The sequence below is a fragment of the Paenibacillus sp. Dod16 genome, assembly GCF_049893405.1.
In the GTDB taxonomy this organism is placed as follows: domain Bacteria; phylum Bacillota; class Bacilli; order Paenibacillales; family Paenibacillaceae; genus Paenibacillus_AQ.
The window spans coordinates 40,763-58,355 of sequence record NZ_JBNDYG010000045.1 but is presented as its reverse complement, the minus strand read 5'-3'; the positions used below and the strand labels follow the sequence as shown (position 1 = coordinate 58,355).

At 53.5% G+C, this 17,593-nt stretch carries 17 protein-coding genes; 5 read left to right on the top strand and 12 right to left on the bottom strand.

The features are described from left to right. The 8 genes from ACPV3A_RS28975 to ACPV3A_RS28940 all read right to left on the bottom strand — a co-directional run. Nucleotides 1-1,118 (bottom strand): solute symporter family protein (locus tag ACPV3A_RS28975; RefSeq protein WP_426202989.1); only part of this gene is annotated, 1,118 nt, incomplete at its 3' end. A gap of 135 nt (nt 1,119-1,253) precedes the next feature. Then, the gene (locus tag ACPV3A_RS28970; protein WP_071218739.1) at nt 1,254-2,765 is read right to left on the bottom strand and encodes a solute symporter family protein; all 1,512 of its coding nucleotides are present in this window, start codon (nt 2,763-2,765) and stop codon (nt 1,254-1,256) included. A 6-nt stretch (nt 2,766-2,771) separates the two neighbouring features. Continuing rightward, entirely contained in the window at nt 2,772-3,071 is a 300-nt protein-coding gene (locus ACPV3A_RS28965) for a DUF485 domain-containing protein (RefSeq protein WP_426202986.1), read from the bottom strand. Nucleotides 3,072-3,257: 186 nt separating this feature from the next. Beyond that, nucleotides 3,258-4,055, bottom strand: coding sequence for a LytR/AlgR family response regulator transcription factor (locus ACPV3A_RS28960; RefSeq protein WP_426202984.1), 798 nt, complete (start codon nt 4,053-4,055; stop codon nt 3,258-3,260). Continuing rightward, a complete protein-coding gene (locus ACPV3A_RS28955) occupies nt 4,042-5,808 on the bottom strand; it encodes a LytS/YhcK type 5TM receptor domain-containing protein (RefSeq protein WP_426202982.1) in 1,767 nt (588 codons plus the stop codon). Before ACPV3A_RS28955 ends, ACPV3A_RS28960 begins: the two co-directional genes overlap by 14 nt. Before the next feature lie 322 nt (nt 5,809-6,130). Then, on the bottom strand, nt 6,131-6,613 hold the full coding sequence (locus tag ACPV3A_RS28950; RefSeq protein WP_071218736.1) for a threonine/serine exporter family protein: 483 nt from the start codon (nt 6,611-6,613) through the stop codon (nt 6,131-6,133). A 23-nt stretch (nt 6,614-6,636) separates the two neighbouring features. Further along, nucleotides 6,637-7,392: a threonine/serine exporter family protein gene (locus ACPV3A_RS28945; RefSeq protein WP_339295096.1), complete on the bottom strand. Its 756-nt coding sequence runs from the start codon at nt 7,390-7,392 to the stop codon at nt 6,637-6,639. Nucleotides 7,393-7,590: 198 nt separating this feature from the next. After that, the gene (locus ACPV3A_RS28940) at nt 7,591-8,574 is read right to left on the bottom strand and encodes an aldo/keto reductase (protein WP_426202980.1); all 984 of its coding nucleotides are present in this window, start codon (nt 8,572-8,574) and stop codon (nt 7,591-7,593) included. 220 nt (nt 8,575-8,794) lie between these two features. Between ACPV3A_RS28940 and ACPV3A_RS28935 the strand changes: the two genes are divergently transcribed. From ACPV3A_RS28935 to ACPV3A_RS28915, 5 genes are all read left to right on the top strand, one after another. Continuing rightward, entirely contained in the window at nt 8,795-9,319 is a 525-nt protein-coding gene (locus tag ACPV3A_RS28935; protein WP_194540056.1) for a PadR family transcriptional regulator, read from the top strand. An 86-nt stretch (nt 9,320-9,405) separates the two neighbouring features. After that, entirely contained in the window at nt 9,406-10,116 is a 711-nt protein-coding gene (locus ACPV3A_RS28930) for an ABC transporter ATP-binding protein (RefSeq protein ID WP_426202978.1), read from the top strand. 36 nt (nt 10,117-10,152) lie between these two features. Beyond that, nucleotides 10,153-10,923, top strand: a complete 771-nt coding sequence (locus tag ACPV3A_RS28925; RefSeq protein WP_426202976.1) for an ABC transporter permease — start codon at nt 10,153-10,155, stop codon at nt 10,921-10,923. Nucleotides 10,924-11,255: 332 nt separating this feature from the next. Further along, the gene (gene serS, locus ACPV3A_RS28920) at nt 11,256-12,563 is read left to right on the top strand and encodes a serine--tRNA ligase (RefSeq protein ID WP_426202974.1); all 1,308 of its coding nucleotides are present in this window, start codon (nt 11,256-11,258) and stop codon (nt 12,561-12,563) included. A 782-nt stretch (nt 12,564-13,345) separates the two neighbouring features. Next, entirely contained in the window at nt 13,346-14,383 is a 1,038-nt protein-coding gene (locus ACPV3A_RS28915) for an LLM class flavin-dependent oxidoreductase (protein WP_426202971.1), read from the top strand. A 64-nt stretch (nt 14,384-14,447) separates the two neighbouring features. On the opposite strand, the gene ACPV3A_RS28910 is transcribed toward ACPV3A_RS28915, so the two are convergent. The 4 genes from ACPV3A_RS28910 to ACPV3A_RS28895 form a co-directional block, all read right to left on the bottom strand. Beyond that, a complete protein-coding gene (locus tag ACPV3A_RS28910; RefSeq protein WP_071218728.1) occupies nt 14,448-15,206 on the bottom strand; it encodes an SDR family NAD(P)-dependent oxidoreductase in 759 nt (252 codons plus the stop codon). A 110-nt stretch (nt 15,207-15,316) separates the two neighbouring features. After that, nucleotides 15,317-16,069: an SDR family NAD(P)-dependent oxidoreductase gene (locus tag ACPV3A_RS28905; protein ID WP_071218727.1), complete on the bottom strand. Its 753-nt coding sequence runs from the start codon at nt 16,067-16,069 to the stop codon at nt 15,317-15,319. A gap of 19 nt (nt 16,070-16,088) precedes the next feature. Next, nucleotides 16,089-16,553 (bottom strand): MarR family transcriptional regulator, encoded by a 465-nt coding sequence (locus ACPV3A_RS28900; RefSeq protein ID WP_339295102.1) that lies wholly within the window; start codon nt 16,551-16,553, stop codon nt 16,089-16,091. A 364-nt stretch (nt 16,554-16,917) separates the two neighbouring features. Continuing rightward, nucleotides 16,918-17,559 (bottom strand): nitrite reductase, encoded by a 642-nt coding sequence (locus ACPV3A_RS28895; RefSeq protein ID WP_339295103.1) that lies wholly within the window; start codon nt 17,557-17,559, stop codon nt 16,918-16,920. Between the last annotated feature and the right edge of the window lie 34 nt (nt 17,560-17,593).

The window sequence follows — 17,593 nt, the reverse complement described above, 5'->3', positions numbered from 1 at the left end:
ATGGCCGAAAGCTTGGCCACTCTCATCTGCTGCGCCTCGGTCGCCCGTCCTCTGCGGAAAATGCTGCTATAGACGTCATGCGCAAATGCGGAGGATGCCGTCAGCACAAGCCCCGAGATCACAGCCAATATGGTTGCGAAAGCAACGGCCGATACAAAGGCCATTAAGAATTCACCACCCAATGCGCTTGCGAGAAGCGGCGCCGCCAGCTCAACCCGCTCCGACAAAACGGACCAATCGACGAAGGCAGCCGCCCCAAATCCAAGAAAAATGGTCATAGCATAAAAGATGCCGATCGTGAACGTTGCCGTTTTGACCGAAGAACGGACCGTACGCGGGTCTTTTACCGTGTAGAAGCGCGCAATAATATGCGGAAGTCCCGCTGTCCCTAACACCAGCGCCATATTAAACGACAGCATGTCGAGCGGGTGGTCGAACATATTGCCCGCCATCAGAAACTGCTCCTGCAACGGGGTCGCCCGCTTCATGGATTCGAATAAACCAAGCAGATCCCAATCGAACCTAGCCAACACGATGAGACTCACGATAAAGGTGCTGCTCACCAGCAATATGGACTTGACGATCTGCACCCAGGAAGTCGCAAGCATGCCGCCGAACGTGACGTAAATGGTCATTAGGCCTCCGACCAGCACGATGGCGAGCGACGTTTCCAGCCCGAACAGCAAATGCACGAGCCACCCGGCACCGACGAGCTGGGCAATCATGTAGAACACCGTAATCATCATGTTGTTGACGGCGATACATCCGCGCAGCCGTTTCTCGCTGAACCGGACCGCCACCGCATCCGCCATCGTATACCTGCCCAGGTTATGAAGCGGCTCGGCTATGATGTACTGCACGATCACATAGGAGGCTAGAAAGCCGATCGAATAGAAAAAGCCGTCGAAGCCGTACACCGCAATGGAGCCCGCGATGCCAAGGAAGGACGCCGCGCTCATATAGTCACCGGAAATGGCCAAGCCGTTTTGCAGCCCGCTCAGACGATTGCCCGCTGCATAGAAATCATTCGTGCTCGTTGTCCGCCTGGCAGCATAATACGTAATCATTAACGTGCCGACCACAATCGCCAGAAAAAAAACGATGCCGGATATGTTCATTTGCGTGCCTCCTTCCGCTTCAGCCTGAAAGTCATGTTATATCTTTATTTTACGATAAAATGACAAAAAAAGGGCGATCTCCCATGCTGCCAAGCAGCTGGATACGCCCTTTTTGGTCAAAGAATCGAATCCGGATTACGCGCCCGTATTGGCCTTGACCAGCACTTCGGCATACTTCGCTTCATCCTTGGAGGAGGATAACAGCGTGCCGATATAAGCTGCCAGAAAGCCAAGCGGAATAGAGATGATGCCCGGGTTGCTCATCGGAAAGATCGGATCGCCAATCAAAATTGCCTTTCCGGCCGGATCCCATATATTCGGACTAAGCGCCACAAGAATCACCGTGCTGATCAGCCCGGTCAGCATCCCGGTCACTGCGCCTGTCGTATTAAACCTCTTCCAGAACACCGTGAACAGGATGACCGGTAAATTCGCGCTGGCCGCAACGGCGAAAGCGAGCGAGACAAGGAATGCTACGTTCATCTTCTGAGCGAACAACGCGAGCAGAATGGAGACAATGGATACGCCAATCGATGCGTACCGTGCCATCTTCAGCTGCTCCTTCTCCGACGATTCGCCGCGGCGCACGATTTGTCCATAGAAATCATGGGCGAAGGCGGATGCCGCGGACAGCACAAGCCCCGTCACCACGGCGAGGATTGTCGCGAACGCAACCGCCGAGATGAGCGCGAACAGGAAATCGCCGCCAATCGCTTTGGCCAGGAGCGGGGCAGCCATGTTACCCGCTTTATCGACCTCGGTAATATCCGCCGCGCCTACAAAGGCGGCAGCCCCAAAACCGAGAAAGATCGTCATGACATAGAAGATGCCGATAATCCAGGTAGCATATACCACGGAGCTGCGTGCCGTCTTGGCGTCCTTAACGGTAAAGAAACGGGTCAAAATATGCGGCAGACCTGCCGTGCCCAGTACGAGGGCAAGGTTGAGCGACAGTGTCTCCAGCGGGATTTTGTATTTATTCCCCGGGTTCAGGAATGCCTCCTGCAGCGGCGTGGCCGTCTTCATATGATGGAACATCTGGGTCAGACTGAAATCGAATTTGGCGAATACGATCAGCGAGATGATGAACGTGCCAGCCATGAGCAGCACGGCCTTCGAGATTTGAACCCAACTCGTGGCATGCATGCCGCCGAAGACAACATAGATCGTCATGAGCACGCCGACAATCAGCACGGACGTGACATAGTCCAGTCCCAACAAAAGCTTAATCAGTGCGCCTGCCCCAACCAGCTGCGCGATCATGTAGAAGATGGAGATGGAAATCGTATTCAGCGCTGCAACGCCGCGCACTTTTTTGTCGGAGAAACGAGCGGCAATCATATCCGCCACCGTATACTTCCCAAGGTTCCGAAGCGGCTCGGCGACAAGGTACAGCACCACCAGGTAAGCTACAAGGAAACCGATGCTATAGAAGAAGCCGTCAAAGCCGACTAACGCGATCGAGCCTGCGATGCCAAGGAAGGAGGCAGCAGACATATAGTCACCGGCGATGGCTGTCCCATTCTGCCAGCCCTTGAGCCCTCCGCCTGCCGTATAGAAGTCGCTGGTGTTGGTTGTTTTCTTGGCAGCGTAATACGTTATGATCAGCGTGAGCAATACAATTCCGCAAAACAACGCGATAGCCATAGTCGATTACGCCCCCATTTCCTTTTTAATATCGTCTACCATACGATCGAACTGGGCCGCCTTGCGGGAGTACAGGATGCACAAGACCCATGTCATGACAAACTGCGCGAATGCAAATACCCATGCCCACGTGATCGGGCCGATCGCAGGGTGGTTCAACACGTCGGTGTACGAAGTGAGAATCGGCAGCGCAAAGTAAAACAGAAGAAAAAAGACGGTCATCGGAATAATGAACCGTTTCTTGCGGGAGAGCAGCGTTTTGAATTTTTCAGAATGCCATACTTCGGTATAGCTTTTTTCTTCCATTGCCTTTCCCTCCATTAACGATCAGGATTCTATGGCGTCTCCCATGAATGAAAGCGCTTTAGAATGATTATATACAGGAGGATTGCCCGCGACCACAGCTCCTGCGCGAAACGTCCGATAGGGTGTGCGAAAGGGCGGATATGCCGCCTGAACCGGGAGACCATCACCGTCCTTCCGCGCTTCCCCCTATGCCTCCCTAAGCAACCGGAACAAATCCCGGGCGGCTTCCCGCGACAAGGGAATCATCGTCCGCTGCTCATCCTTTAGCACAATATTGTAAGCGCCGTTCTGCCAAGGGGACAGCTCTGCAATCCGGTTCACGTTAACCAGGTAACTGCGATGAGGACGAAAGAACGAGTAACCTGCCAGCTTCTCCTCCAACTCCTGCAGCGTGCTCTTGCTCGTAATCCGCTGGCCTTCCGCCGTCCAGATGCGGATGACCCGCTCCTCGCGCACCGCGTACAGTATCGCCTCGGGATCGATGAGCACATGCTTGTCCCCATCATCGAACAGCAGCTTTCCGCGCATGCTGCGGGCAGCAGCCTCAGTGGAAGGATACGAGGCTGCCTGTGGGACGACATCATAGGCTGCCTGCTTTTTCGGGGCTTGCCCTTCATGAACCCTGCTGCGTATTCGCTGCAGGGTTTCCTTTAATCGCATATGGCTGTAAGGCTTCAGCAGATAATCAATCGCATTCAGACCAAACGCCTCGACAGCATACTCGTCATAGGCTGTCGTAAATACAATGAAGGGAGAGATCGGGGAGGCTTTCAGCATTCGCGCAGCCTGCAACCCTTCAAGCTCCGGCATATGAACGTCGAGAAAGACGACATCCGGCTGCCGTAAGGGAACCAGCTCAAGCAGTTCCCGGCCGTTCGCGGCATGAGGAAGCAGCTCGATATCAGGCTCCTGTTCCAGCAGGTAAGCCAGCTCCTCCCTTGCCAATCGTTCGTCTTCCGCTATCATCGCTTTAATTCGCTTCACGGTACCGGCTCCCTTCCGATAGACTGCAGGGGATGCTGAAGGATATGCTGCATCCGCCCTCTGCAAGATTTTCTACGATGAGTCTGGCCTCCTTGCCAAACATGCTGATTAAACGCTGATTGATATTGTAAATGCCGTTTCCCGTACCCTCGCTGCCGATGATCGGCTGTTCGCCGAGACTGTCCAGCACCTCAGGCGAGATGCCTGCCCCGTTGTCCCGCAGTTGTACAACCGCCAGATCGCCCGCACGCTTTAGGGTCAGCTGGATGATGCCCCCGCTCGCCTTATCGCGCAAGCCGTGCTTAATGCTGTTCTCCACCAGCATTTGCAGCGTTGCAGGCGGAATCATAAGCTCGCCAAGCACCGGATCCAGCTGGCATTCAAACGTGAACTGATCCTCGAACCGGATTTGAATAATGTCCAGATAAGCATTCAACAGCTCCATTTCCTCACGAATGGTCGTTCTGCGGGAGGCCATGACCTTGACGTTCAAGCGCATGAACGCCCCCAGCTGCATCGTGGCATGCCTTGCCAGCAGCGGATCGCTCCGGATCAACGAATGGATCGCGTTGAGCGTATTGAACAGAAAATGCGGATTGATCTGCGCCTGCAGAAGCTTCAGCTCCGCCTCTTTCATTAAATGGCTCATCTTCTCGTGGGCCGTGGCCCCGAGCTGATAGGAAATGAGCTGTCCAAGCCCTTGGGCCATCACCAGCTCGACGCGCCGAATATCCTGCGGCCGCTTGAAATAGAACTGAATGACGCCCACGATCTCGTGACCCTCGATCATCGGGACAAGAATGGCGGCGCCGAGCGCCGGATGACGAGGCTGAATATCTTCCGCATTCTCTATGATCCGAAGCTCGCCGGTCGCAATGACATTCTTGGTCAAGTCGGATGCGATCTCTTCTCCGGGATCAATGGTACGGCTGGCGGCACCGGCATGGGCCAGGAACCGCTCCGTATCCGTAATGGCAACGGCCGTTGTTTTCAGCTCGCGCAGCAGCAAGGTGGCCACGGCCTGAGCCGTTCGGTACGTTAAGCCCTGCTTCAGATGGGGCAGCGCCGCTTCCGCGATATGGAATGCCTTCTCCGTCTCGTACGCGGCTGCCCGCTCCTCCTCGGTGAGCGCAACGCGCAGCATCGTCGTGAAGATCGCAATCGATATGCTGTTGGTCAGCACCATCGGCAGACCGATCAGGTTGACCAGCTCAACCGCGCGGTCCGGCTCATCCGCACAGATCAAAATAACTCCCATGTGCAGGATCGGGGCGAACATGCCGACGAATAACGCTTTTGCCGGCGAGATCACCCGCTCCTGCGAGAAGAATCGGGCTACGCCCCCGGCCAGGGCGCCCGTAAGCGGTACGGCGATCGCTCCAGCCAGCCCCGTGTAGCCGCCGATATACAGGAGATGGGCTCCTGCCAGAAGCCCGCCCCCGATGCCAACGCGGGGCCCGCCAATCAGCCCGCCAATCACAACGCCGACCAGGGCGGAATGGGCCAGGGCCTGCTCCTCCGTCAGCCGCATCAGCCAGAAGGAGGAGCTCGATTCGCCATTCTCCACGACAACGCCTGCGTATGCCCCTAGGATGCCGAAGAGGCCAAACAGACAAGAATAGATGAACATCCGCGTGCCGGACATCTCTTTGCGGTCCAGCAATTGGCGGAACAGCGGAATTCTCGTCAGTATAAACGTCAGGATGAGCAGCATGCCCATCCGTTCGAACAGATGCAGCGTCAACTCCTGCATGGACATCCCTCTTCTTTGATGGACTAGGAATCTTCATCTGACGGTCAGTGTACGATATCGATAGATTGAATAGAATTGAATGCGGTTTCATTTCATGCAGTAAAGATTATATAGCACAGCGAGGATTTGGACAATAAAAAGGAATAACATGAAACTTATGTAAAAATATTCACGCAGGGGACATACCCTTCAGTGCACTCAAAAAAAACCGCATCCCCCGCAGTTAAGCGAAAGATACGGCCAGTAAGCAGCTGCAAGCCAAAACATCCGAATCTGTTCAGCATCCTGATGTGTTAGTTAGGTCTCTCTAAATCGCAAGATCCTACGATGAGCCGGTCGAATTGGGTTTTCCGGCTCTTCTCCGGGTTATCGACCATTTCCGGATGACCTGATTGGTCACCTCCGATAGCAGCAAACCTAGCGCGATGGCGCCTGAAATCATGAACGCTTGCGCCCCCAGCTGGACGGCCTGGTCGAATTGATTCTGGGCTACATGGCGAAGGGCATTATAGGCAACACCGCCCGGTACAAGCGGAATAATCCCTGACACGCTGAACACGATAATGGGAGTCTTGTATTTTTTGGCGAAAAAATGGCTGATCATCGTCACGCAAAAAGCCGCAAATACGGTAGCCGTCACCGGCTCAACCATCATGTTCTGCAGCAGGATGTAGAGCAGCCAGCCCACCATGCCCGCAAATCCGCACTGCAGCAGTGCTTTTTTGGGTACGTTAAATAGGATCCCGAAGGCCGCCGAAGCAACGAAACTCGTGATGAGCTGCTGTATATAAAAGGTTGCCACCATCTTCACCTCCACTCACTCATCTCTTAGAATGACAACGTAAACGCAATACCTGCACCGATGGCAAAGGACGTAACAAATGCCTCCGCGCCTTTGGACAAGCCGGATATCAAATGCCCCGCCATCAGATCGCGGATAGCATTCGTGATCAGCAAGCCCGGTACCAGCGGCATCACGGAACTGATAATGATCGTATCCAGCTGATGGCCGAGTCCGTATCTGACCATCCATACGGAGGTTATGCCGATGACCAGCGCTCCAGAGAATTCGGCGAAGAATCGCACCGGTATGACCCGATGCATGAATACAAAGCAGGAGAAGCCAAGGCCGCCCGCTATGGCCGCCGGTACGAAATCCGGCCAGATGCCGCGAAACATAATGAGAAAGCAGCCGCTTGCGATCGCGGACAGGAGAATCAACAGCCATGTCGGATAAATCGCCTGTTCATGCTCGATTTTCTCAAGCGCCTTGTGTGCCTCTTCAATCGTCAGCTCACCGAGGCTTATGCTCCGAGACACGCTGTTGACCTGATGGATCTTATCGAGATTGGTTGTCCGATCCGAAATACGAATGAGCCGCGTAATATGCTGAGGCTCCTCCACTGAGAAGATAATCCCGGTCGGAGTCATATAGCTGTGGCTGTTCTCTACGCCGAAAGCCGCAGCGATCCGCATCATCGTATCCTCGACCCGATAGGTTTCCGCACCGCTTTGCAACATAATTTTTCCTGCTAACAAGCAAACCTTGATGATGTCATGCTCCCGCTTCAACAAGTCATTCAAAACGGCAATCCTCCTGCTGAACACATTCCGATTCAGAATCTTTGCCTATATTATAGTATCATTACCATGATCAAGCATAGGATATGCTTTAAAGCAGCACTGCGGCAGCTGCATTCGTTCTGTACAAAGCCCTCCTCCTACACAAAAAGCCCCCCGAATGATCGGGGAGCTTCTCTACGATGTACTTCGGATTTCGGCTTAATAGGCACCGCGGATGTGCATCGCTACCTGCTCCTGATAAAAAAGCGCAAGGCGCTCTTTCTCCTCCATACTGAACGAAGGCACGTCCAGCGTGCCCAGATTGTCTTCGATCTGGCGAACGTTGCGGAAGCCGGGAATCACGGCGGTGACCTCGGGACAGTCCAGAATCCATCGCATGGATGCACGGGCCATGTCGCCTCGGCCCTCGGCAATCCAAGCGAGCTCTCTGGCGAGCTCAACCCCTTTTTCGAACCGCAGGCCGGCAAAGGTCTCGCCCACGTTAAACTGCTCCCCGTTCGCATTGAAATTCCGGTGATCCCCTTCGCTGAAGGTGGTGGTCTCCGTAAATTTCCCGGTTAACAGACCGCTGGCAAGCGGCAAGCGCACCAAAATGCCGACGCCTGACGCTTTGGCTTTCGGGAGCAGCTGGGCCAGCGGTTTTTGGCGGAACAGATTGAAGATAACCTGCAGCGACCTTACGCCAGGTAACCCCAGGCAAAACAAACCTTCCTCCACCGTCTCCACGCTGACGCCGTAATGCCGGATTTTCCCCTCGGCCTGCAGCTTGTCCAGCACTTCAAACACTCGCCCGTCCTTCAACACCTCGAAGGGAGGGCAGTGAACCTGATAGAGATCAATTCGTTCACGCTGCAGCCGCTTCAGGCTGTTCTCGCAATAACGGCGGATCGACGCTTCGGAATAGGTCTGAAGATCGTGAATATCACCCGCTCGGCAAAACTTGGTGGCGACATGCACGGAATCTTCCTTCCCTTTGGTTGCGCGCGCGAGCAAATCCTCGGCATGCCCATCGCCATAAACGTCGGCGGTATCGAAGAAGTTCACGCCCTCGCCGATGGCGCGGTCCAATCCCTTCAAGGCTTCCTGATCATCGGTCTGCCCCCATGAGCCTCCGATCGCCCATGTGCCGAAGCTGACCTCGCTAATGTGAAGCTCCGTATTTCCCAATTGTCTGTAATTCATCGACGTTATAGCCTCCTCATCAACTGCCATACTAGTTCACACTACTAGACTAAACGTTAAATCGCTTTCATTCAATCCATTTGGGACAATTACCTATTTTTCCGCTGGTTATTGACAATTCATTCCATCGACTCTATAATAACTATCAATATATATCCAACGTTGGATATCCAGTTATGTAGTTCTTCTTCACATACACATCCTAAGGAAGTGACCCAACATGACCAACCTCATCCTGCTCTCATTCCTGCGCCAGCGTCCGATGCACGGCTACGAAATTCAGCAACTTATTCAGGCCAGCCGTATGGACATATGGACGAATATACTATCCGGCTCCATCTATTATGCACTTAACAAGATGGAAAGCGACGGTCTGATTGCAGCCACTGCTGAAGAGCGGACCGGTGCGAGACTTCGCAAAATTTACAGTATTACGGATGAAGGCGAGAAGTTATTTCAGAAGATGATTCGTGAAACCTTGACGCTTCCTCCCCACACTGTCAAATCCGACTTCTCTCTCGGTTTGGTCTGGATCGAGAGCGTTCCGAAGCAGGAAGCGGTTGAACTGCTGCAGCAGAACCTCAAGCAGGTAGAAGAATCGCTTGCACAGTGGCGTTCAGGTAAAGAAATCAAGGGACAGTACGGCTTATCCAAAATCGCCCTGGCCACCTTCGACAATGCGATCTCGATCCTGGAACAGGACATCGCCTTTCTCAACAAGATCATAACACTCGTTCAAGAATAAGCCTCAGCATCAGCTGCGGCTTTCATTTCCGGTCAATATCCAACATTGGATATATAATATTGGTTAATAAGGGGCGTGAACACGAGATGATGTTACCTACTCTCATTCAAGCGAAAGGTTTAAGAAAAACCTATGGTCAGCGAACGGTCGTACATGATGTGGCTCTGGATATACGGGAAGGTGAAGTGCTTGCAATCATCGGGCCGAACGGCGCGGGGAAATCAACGACACTGGATTTGGTGCTGGGCTTGCGCCGACCCGATATCGGCACGGTCACCTACTGGACCAAGAATCCTGCCCCGCATATCGGGCTTCAGCTGCAATCCACTCCCTTCTTTCCGGGATTTACGGCCCTTGAGAATCTGCGAATGTTCGCTGCTTTCTATGGAAAGCGGCTCAAGGATGCGGTGCTCATCGAGCACCTTAGCAGCTGCGGGCTTGCGGATGCTGCCAAAACCGATGCACTTCGTCTCTCGGGAGGCCAACAGAAACGACTCGCCATTGCCATTGCGCTAGTCCATACACCCAAGCTGCTGTTCCTTGATGAGCCCACTGCTGCACTGGACCCACGGGCACGCCGGGATATCCGGGAGCTGATCCGTTCCCTGGCAGACAAGGGCACCTCGATCGTCTTCACTTCGCATGACATGGAGGAGGTTCATAAACTCGCTTCCCGGCTGGTGCTCATCTGTGATGGGCGGGTGAAAGCTTCCGGCACGCCGGATGAGCTCCTCGGCTATTACCAAACAGATAGCCTCGAACAACTGTATATCCAACTGACTGATGAACAGGAATAACGACCGATTGGAATAAAAACCTTAGGAGGAATATCTATGCGAATCATAATGACCACCATGCTGCGGAGCATGTTCCGCGACACCCATACCCTGGTCTGGAACATCGTTTTTCCCATTGCCATGCTGATCGGATTGGGACTATATTTCAGCGACGCCGCCTATTCTCACCGACTCCTCGCGGGCGTGCTGACAACCAACATTTTGTTTGGGGCCACGATGGTTACCGCGTTTAACGTCATGGCCCAGCGCAACCGCGGCATCTATAAGCTGCTGCGGGTGACACCTTTTCGTACCGTCTCGTTCATTACCGCAATGACGGGGGCGCGAACCGTGCTGGCACTGCTCGTCAGCGTGTGTGTCATTCTCATGAGTCTATTTATGCTCGGAGTGAAGCTAAGCCTGACTGGGCTTACGCTGATGCTGCTTGTCCTTCTGATCGGCACCGTTTGTTTTACCGCACTCGGTTTTCTGGCAGCCAACCTGTCCAGGGATGAGGGCAATGTCAACATGATCTCGAACCTGATGAGTTTTCCCATGCTGCTGACAAGTGAAGCCTTCTATTCTTTAGAACATGCGCCTGCATGGGTGGTCATCCTGGGGAAACTGCAGCCGTTCCACTACCTGGTCGATGCCATGTCCACTGCCGTTTCTCCGCAAGGCAATATCTCCGGCATCTGGATGCCCCTGCTGATCCTCGCAGGCTTCACGATCCTTATCCTCGGCGCAGCCGCATGGACCTTCCGCTGGGATGCGGAGCATCCTGCCGGATGGAAGCAGGGAAGTGCGAACAAAGCGGCCACGATGTAACAGAAGCACAAAAATCCGAAGAGCCCCTTGTATAAAAGACATCTCATGCGGTATACTGAACAACAATATCAACATCAGGCCGATGAAGAGCTTCCAACTCCGAGGCGTTCTCGTCAAGGGGATCCGATCCTTCAACCGATCAGCCATCCCCCTAAGTTAACCGGACCCGCCCGTTACCGCGGAATCAAAGTGGATTGAACACGGACCCGCCTGTTTCGTGATGAGGTTACGGTTCAATCAATTTGGGTGGCACCGCGAGCGCATAAGCGTCCCTCGTCCCATATGGACTAGGACGCTTTTTTATTTTTTTCAGAAAAAGGAGCGCGGTGATCATGCTAGATATGAAATGGATCCGGGAAAGCACAGAGAATCAGGAAGAATTGCAGCGAGTAGCTGACCAGAAAGGCATTGCCCTGTCGGTTGCCGAACTTGTCCGGCTGGATGACCAGCGTCGGCCGCTGCTGCTGACCGTGGAGGGATTGCGGCAGCGGCGCAATGCCATCTCGCAGGAGATCAGCACGCTCGTGCGGCAAGGCAAACAGGAAGAAGCCGAGCGGACGAAACAGCAGGTCAAGGATATCAATATGGAGCTTGACGAGCAGGAAGCGTTGTACCGGAAGGTCGATGCGGATTACGCCCAGCTGCTCATCCTTGTGCCCAATATCGTTTCGCCGGATACGCCGGTCGGAGCTTCGGATGAGGACAATGTGGAGATCAGACGTGTTGGCGAGCCGCCCGTGTTTGATTATGAATACAGGGATCATGTCACGCTCGGCGAGCAACACCGGATGATCGACATCCCCCGCGGCGTCAAAACCGCCGGCACGCGCAGCTACTATCTGACCGGCATCGGCGCAATGCTGCATCGGGCCGTTCAGCAGCTTGCGGTGGATATGCTGGTCGCCAAGGGTTTCACCCTTATGGACGTACCGTTAACCGTAAGGACGGAGGCCATGGAGAATACCGCCTTTTTCCCGCTTGGTCAGGATCAGGCATTTCAAATTACGGAGCAAGATAAGTGGCTCGTCGGTACCTCGGAGGTGCCGCTCGTATCGTTCTATAGCGGTGAAGTCGTCGATGTGGCGCAGCCGATTCGCCTGGCGGCAGCATCGCTGTGTTTCCGAAGCGAGGTCGGCTCGGGCGGCCGGGACGTCCACGGCCTGTACCGGGTGCATCAGTTCGCCAAGGTGGAACAGGTCGTTCTCTGCGAAGCCTGCGAGGAAGCCTCGGAGCAGCTTCTACAAGAAATCACGGCCAATGCCGAGGAGCTGCTGCAAAAGCTCGAATTGCCTTACCGTGTCGTTGCCGTCTGTACCGGGGATATGTCGCAGAAAACGTACAAGCAATATGACATCGAGACGTGGATGCCAAGCCGCGGTGCTTATGGGGAGACCCACTCGTCGTCGAATCTGCTCGACTTTCAGGCGCGTCGCTCGAACATCCGCTACCGGGACGCGGAAGGCAAGCTGCGCTACTGCCACACCCTGAACAATACGGCCGTGGCTTCGCCGCGAATTCTTATCCCGCTGCTGGAGAACCACCAGCAGGCCGATGGCTCGATTCTCATACCGAAGGCGCTCCGACCTTACATGAACGGGATGGAGCGAATCGAGCCGCCAGCCGATGCAGTCATGGAGTAAAGAAAGCTGCAGTACGAATAGGGTGCGATCCTATAGGCTGTCATCCGAGACCATCCATTCGTAGCGACATATAAAGGCAGCCGGCGATCCGGCTGCCTTTCCTCTTGTTATTTTCTATGGTCTGTTATGCTGTCCTTGCCAAACATGGCCGCTGGACCGGAATATCCCCTTCTATTCGAACGGCCCCTCACAAGTGAGGGTAATCTTTTTTACTTGAAAAGGCTTAGGAAGCATATAGTAAATGAAGATACGTCTGTCTTCTCTGAAGGTTCTTCGATGTATATTTTTCTTTAGATTATCGAAGCCCTATGTTTTCAGCGATGCTGAACCATTCGATAATCGCAAGAAAAATTTCCTCTTAATGCGGTCTGTCTTCTCTGAAGGTTCTTCGATGTATATTTTTCTTTAGATTATCGAAGCCCTACGTTTTCAGCGAAGCTGAACCATTCGATAATCGCAAGAAAAATTTCCTCTTAGTGCGGTCTGTCTTCTCTGAAGGTTCTTCGATGTATATTTTTCTTTAGATTATCGAAGCCCTATGTTTTCAGCGATGCTGAACCATTCGATAATCGCAAGAAAAATTTCCTCTTAATGCGGTCTGTCTTCTCTGAATTACATCGATGTATATTTTTCTTATGGATTAAGTAGGTATATAATGTTCGTTATATAGGGATACCAACTATCGATAAATAGGTTTCTTTTTTCCGGCATCCACTTAGACGGTTATCTTCTCCCTATATAACAACTTACCGTGCAGTGCACGAATAAGGAGGTCATTCCATATGACAGAACCCCATCTTGATCATACAGCGCCCAAAACGCTTCGCGATATCCCTATTTCCATTCTGGATCTCGCCCCGATTACAGCGGGCAGCACCGCTGCACAGTCGCTGCGAAATACGCTCGATCTGGCCCAGCATGCCGAGAAGTGGGGGTATAACCGCTACTGGCTTGCCGAACACCACAATATGCCGGGAATCGCCAGCTCGGCCACTTCGGTCGTCATTGGCCATGTCGCCGGGGGCACGAGCAAGATCCGCGTCGGAGCCGGCGGCATTATGCTGCCGAACCACGCTCCCTTGGTCATAGCCGAGCAGTTCGGCACCCTGGAATCGCTCTATCCCGGCCGGATCGATCTCGGCTTAGGTCGTGCGCCGGGATCGGATCAGCTCACATCTCGGGCGCTTCGCCGCGGTCCCGGCAGCGACGGGCAGGACTTCCCGGATCGCCTCGGCGAGCTGCGGAATTACTTCCAGCCCACCTCAGGCTCGTCCATGCGCATCCGGGCGATTCCCGGCGAAGGTCTGCATGTACCGATCTGGCTGCTCGGCTCCAGCGGTTTCAGTGCGCAGCTGGCAGGACAGCTGGGGCTTCCGTTCTCTTTTGCGAGCCACTTTGCCCCGGATTATCTGATGGCCGCGCTCGACCTGTACCGCACCAGCTTCCGTCCTTCATCCGAGCTGAGCAAGCCTTATGCTATGATCGGCGTGAACGTGATCTGTGCCGATACCGATGAGGAAGCACGGCGCCTGGCTACCTCGCCGTACCAGCAGTTCCTGAACATCATCCGCGGCCGCACCGGCCAGCTGAGTCCGCCGGTGGACAGCATGGATGATCTATGGAACCTGCAGGAGCAGGCCATCGTGAAGCGCCAGCTGAGCTTCTCTGCCATCGGCAGTCCCGCAACCGTCCGCGCGCAGCTGGAGCAGTTCCAGCAGTCAACGAATGCGGACGAAATCATTGTCGCGGCCGCCATCTATGATCATGAGGCGCGCCTGCGTTCTTATGAGCTGCTGGCGGATGTCGTCGGCATCAAATAAATGCTATACCAAAAAGACCAGTCAAACCCGGTATTCCGGTGCTTGACTGGTCTTTTTTTATATCTTACAGCGTCAATCCGCCATCAATCGTAACCAGCGAGCCTGTCATGTAGCTGGAGCCCGGAGAAGCCAGGAAAGCAACCACGTTCGCGATTTCATCCGCCTCAGCCGGGCGTCCCATCCGCATGTTGCCCACTTCCTCAGGCACGTAGCCCCCTTCCATGAAGGACTTGGCTACCGCTGCCGTAAGCGGCGTCTGAACGCCTCCCGGACAAATCGCGTTCACGCGAATGCCCTGCTTCACGTATTCCAGCGCTGCTCCCTTCGTCAAGCCCACCACCGCATGCTTGCTTGCCGAATAAGCGGCTGCACTGTGCTCGCTGCGGATACCTGCCGTGGAAGCGGTGTTCACGATATGTCCGCTGCCCTGCTCCTTCATGACTTTCAACACATACTTCATGCCGAGGAAAGCACCCTTAACGTTCACGGACATTTGACGGTCAAATTCGTCCTCGTCGATATCATCCAGCATCGAAAACTTCTGCACGATGCCTGCATTGTTGAAGAAGAAATCGATTCGGCCGTAAGCTTCAACCGCCCTGTTTACGTAGTTCTGGACATCTTCAGTTTTCGTCACGTCCGCTTGCACGAAGATGCCCTCTCCGCCCTGCTCCTTGATCAAACGCAGCGTTTCTTCGCCGGCTTCCTTGTTGAAATCAACGAGCACTACCGCTGCACCGTTCTCTGCCAGTTTCAAGCTGCTGGCTCTGCCGATCCCGCTGGCTGCGCCGGTAATGACAGCGATCTGTTTGTTATCGGACATGAAACAACACTCCCCTTGATGAAAATATAAAATGAGTTCTAACCGAGTTTGTATCCCTATCGTTTCTGTTGTTCTATAGCTTATAAATACAGGTCAATGGAAAGCATGACTTACTTCGCGAAATATCCGCCGTCAATCGGCAGCTCAACGCCTGTAATATAGGAAGACTCATCCGAAGCAAGGAACAATACGCCGCGTGCGATATCTTCCGCTTTGCCCAGGCGAGGAAGCGGAGTCTGGGATTGGAACCACTGCATCATCTGCTCATCCTTGAACAGATCCACGGTCATTGGCGTTTCGATGTAGCCAGGGTGAACCGAATTGCAGCGGATGTTATGCTTCGCAAAGTCCACGGCCGTGGCTTTGGTCAGCATGCGTACCGCGCCTTTGCTTGCCGTGTAAGGACCGGCGCCGCTGCCCCCTGTCAGGCCAGCAATGGAGGAGATGTTGACGATGGAACCGCCGCCGGCTTCGATCATGTGCGGAATGACATATTTCTGACCGAGGAATATGCTCGTAACGTTAATCGACATCGTCTTCTCCCAGCCCTCTACCGTCAAATCCATGAACGGTGTTGCATTGGAGACACCGGCATTGTTGACCAGAATGTCGATCTTGCCGAATTTTTGAACGGTCTCGTCCACGACACGAACCCAGTCTTCCTCGGAAGCTACATTGTGCTTGAATCCAATCGCTTCGCCGCCAAGGGCTTCAATCTCCGCTACAACGTCTTTGATCTTGTCTTCCTGCAGGTCCGTAATCGCAACCTTGGCTCCCTCCTGCACAAACAAAAGAGCGTCAGCTTTACCCATCCCACCTGCTGCACCTGTAATGATTGCTACTTTATTGTCTAATCTCCCCATGGGAAACCCTCCTGAATATTTAGTCGTTGGTTCGGCTATCTTCTTTGGACTGCCCGATCTTAAGCTGCAAATGTTCAATCATCTTCTCGTATGAAGCGATTAACACATCCATCTCCTGATCCGAGAAATCCGACCATAAGCCTTCATTCAATTCACGGTACTTCGCAATCATCCGGGCTTCAACTTCACGGCCCTGCTCCGTAATCTTAAGATAGACCTGACGCCTGTCCTCGCTTGACGCCACCCGTTCGATATAACCCTTACTGACCAGCTTGTTGCTCAAGTTGGTCACAGCCGAAAGCGTAACATTCAAGGCATTGGCAAAATACGAGCTGGTCTGCTGCCCCTCATACGCCAAGGTCTGAAGCACGTAGTACTGCGGGCCGGTCAAATCATTGTCCAGAATCTTGGCATAGTTCGCCACAAGCGTCATCATCTGACGGGCAACCATGTTAGATAATTGTTCCCTCTTATCCAGTTTCATCACCTCGATGCACAACGAAGTCCTTACAAATATATTACAATTTTAAATAGTTAAAAGCTTTTAACAATCTAGATTGTATACCCTTTCACATCGATCGTCAACCACGTTAAAATGCCCAATATGGTTGTTATTCCCACTGCCCTCATCCATAAAAAACAACATAAAAAAGCTCCCGTGTCGCAATTATGGAAGACAAAATGCGTTCGGAGTTGATCTCGCTTGATCGATCCAAGCAAGGATCCCAGTGGATAGCGTGTTCTAATCTATAGAAAAAAGAGCACCCTCAGGTGCTCTTGAAAGTATATCCATCCTCGTTTGGGCGTATCCTATTCACCCAAAAGGTGATGCCTGTTAAGCCTTACGTTTACCCTGCCGTATCCATCCGCGCATCCAGCGTGAGTTGACGCAGCTGCTCGATCGTCATGCGATCCACGAAGCGGGAGAACTTCTCTTTCTTCTTGCCGTTCTCCTGATAGACGGCGATCAGCTTCAGGATGATCGGAGCCAGCTGATCCGGCGCTAAATCCGTGTGCAGCGGCTTCGCCAGAGCAGCTTTCAACCCTCTCGGCTCTCCACCAACATAGATATCATAGGTATTCCTCATCTTCATCACGGCAATATCTTTCAGCAGCGGTTCGCTGGTGCCAAGCGCGCATCCTGCGTAACCGATCTTTAGCGGATTGGGTACAGGATGATCGGCGATCGCTTCATCCAGCATCTTTGCAACATCCAGCCCCGAATCCTCCGCCCCCCGGCAAAAGTTGCAGGTGATCAGGCTCTTGGAGACAAAGCCGGCGGGATGAACCTGAAGTCCGGCAGCTTCCAGCTTCACCTTGGCTTCTTCCACCCGCTCTGCATCCATCTCCACGTAGAGCTGCTTAAAGGTAGTCATCTCAATGCGGGCGTCCTCGCCCACGATGGAGCCCAATACGGCCAGCTGATCCGGGCGGAACAGCGTTCCGCCCACTTCAAAGCCGGGTGTCACTGCAAATTTTTGCATGGCCAAATGTCTACACTCCCATCAAGTTACCCAAATATCG

What these genes read in the sequence shown, in the direction of transcription:
- ACPV3A_RS28970 (WP_071218739.1), bottom strand. Translation starts at nt 2,765, where the DNA reads ATGGCTATCGCGTTGTTTTGCGGAATTGTATTGCTCACGCTGATCATA.
- ACPV3A_RS28965 (WP_426202986.1), bottom strand. Translation starts at nt 3,071, where the DNA reads ATGGAAGAAAAAAGCTATACCGAAGTATGGCATTCTGAAAAATTCAAA.
- ACPV3A_RS28955 (WP_426202982.1), bottom strand. Translation starts at nt 5,808, where the DNA reads ATGCAGGAGTTGACGCTGCATCTGTTCGAACGGATGGGCATGCTGCTC.
- ACPV3A_RS28950 (WP_071218736.1), bottom strand. Translation starts at nt 6,613, where the DNA reads ATGGTGGCAACCTTTTATATACAGCAGCTCATCACGAGTTTCGTTGCT.
- ACPV3A_RS28940 (WP_426202980.1), bottom strand. Translation starts at nt 8,574, where the DNA reads ATGAATTACAGACAATTGGGAAATACGGAGCTTCACATTAGCGAGGTC.
- ACPV3A_RS28935 (WP_194540056.1), top strand. Translation starts at nt 8,795, where the DNA reads ATGACCAACCTCATCCTGCTCTCATTCCTGCGCCAGCGTCCGATGCAC.
- ACPV3A_RS28930 (WP_426202978.1), top strand. Translation starts at nt 9,406, where the DNA reads ATGATGTTACCTACTCTCATTCAAGCGAAAGGTTTAAGAAAAACCTAT.
- ACPV3A_RS28925 (WP_426202976.1), top strand. Translation starts at nt 10,153, where the DNA reads ATGCGAATCATAATGACCACCATGCTGCGGAGCATGTTCCGCGACACC.
- serS (WP_426202974.1), top strand. Translation starts at nt 11,256, where the DNA reads ATGCTAGATATGAAATGGATCCGGGAAAGCACAGAGAATCAGGAAGAA.
- ACPV3A_RS28915 (WP_426202971.1), top strand. Translation starts at nt 13,346, where the DNA reads ATGACAGAACCCCATCTTGATCATACAGCGCCCAAAACGCTTCGCGAT.
- ACPV3A_RS28910 (WP_071218728.1), bottom strand. Translation starts at nt 15,206, where the DNA reads ATGTCCGATAACAAACAGATCGCTGTCATTACCGGCGCAGCCAGCGGG.
- ACPV3A_RS28905 (WP_071218727.1), bottom strand. Translation starts at nt 16,069, where the DNA reads ATGGGGAGATTAGACAATAAAGTAGCAATCATTACAGGTGCAGCAGGT.
- ACPV3A_RS28900 (WP_339295102.1), bottom strand. Translation starts at nt 16,553, where the DNA reads ATGAAACTGGATAAGAGGGAACAATTATCTAACATGGTTGCCCGTCAG.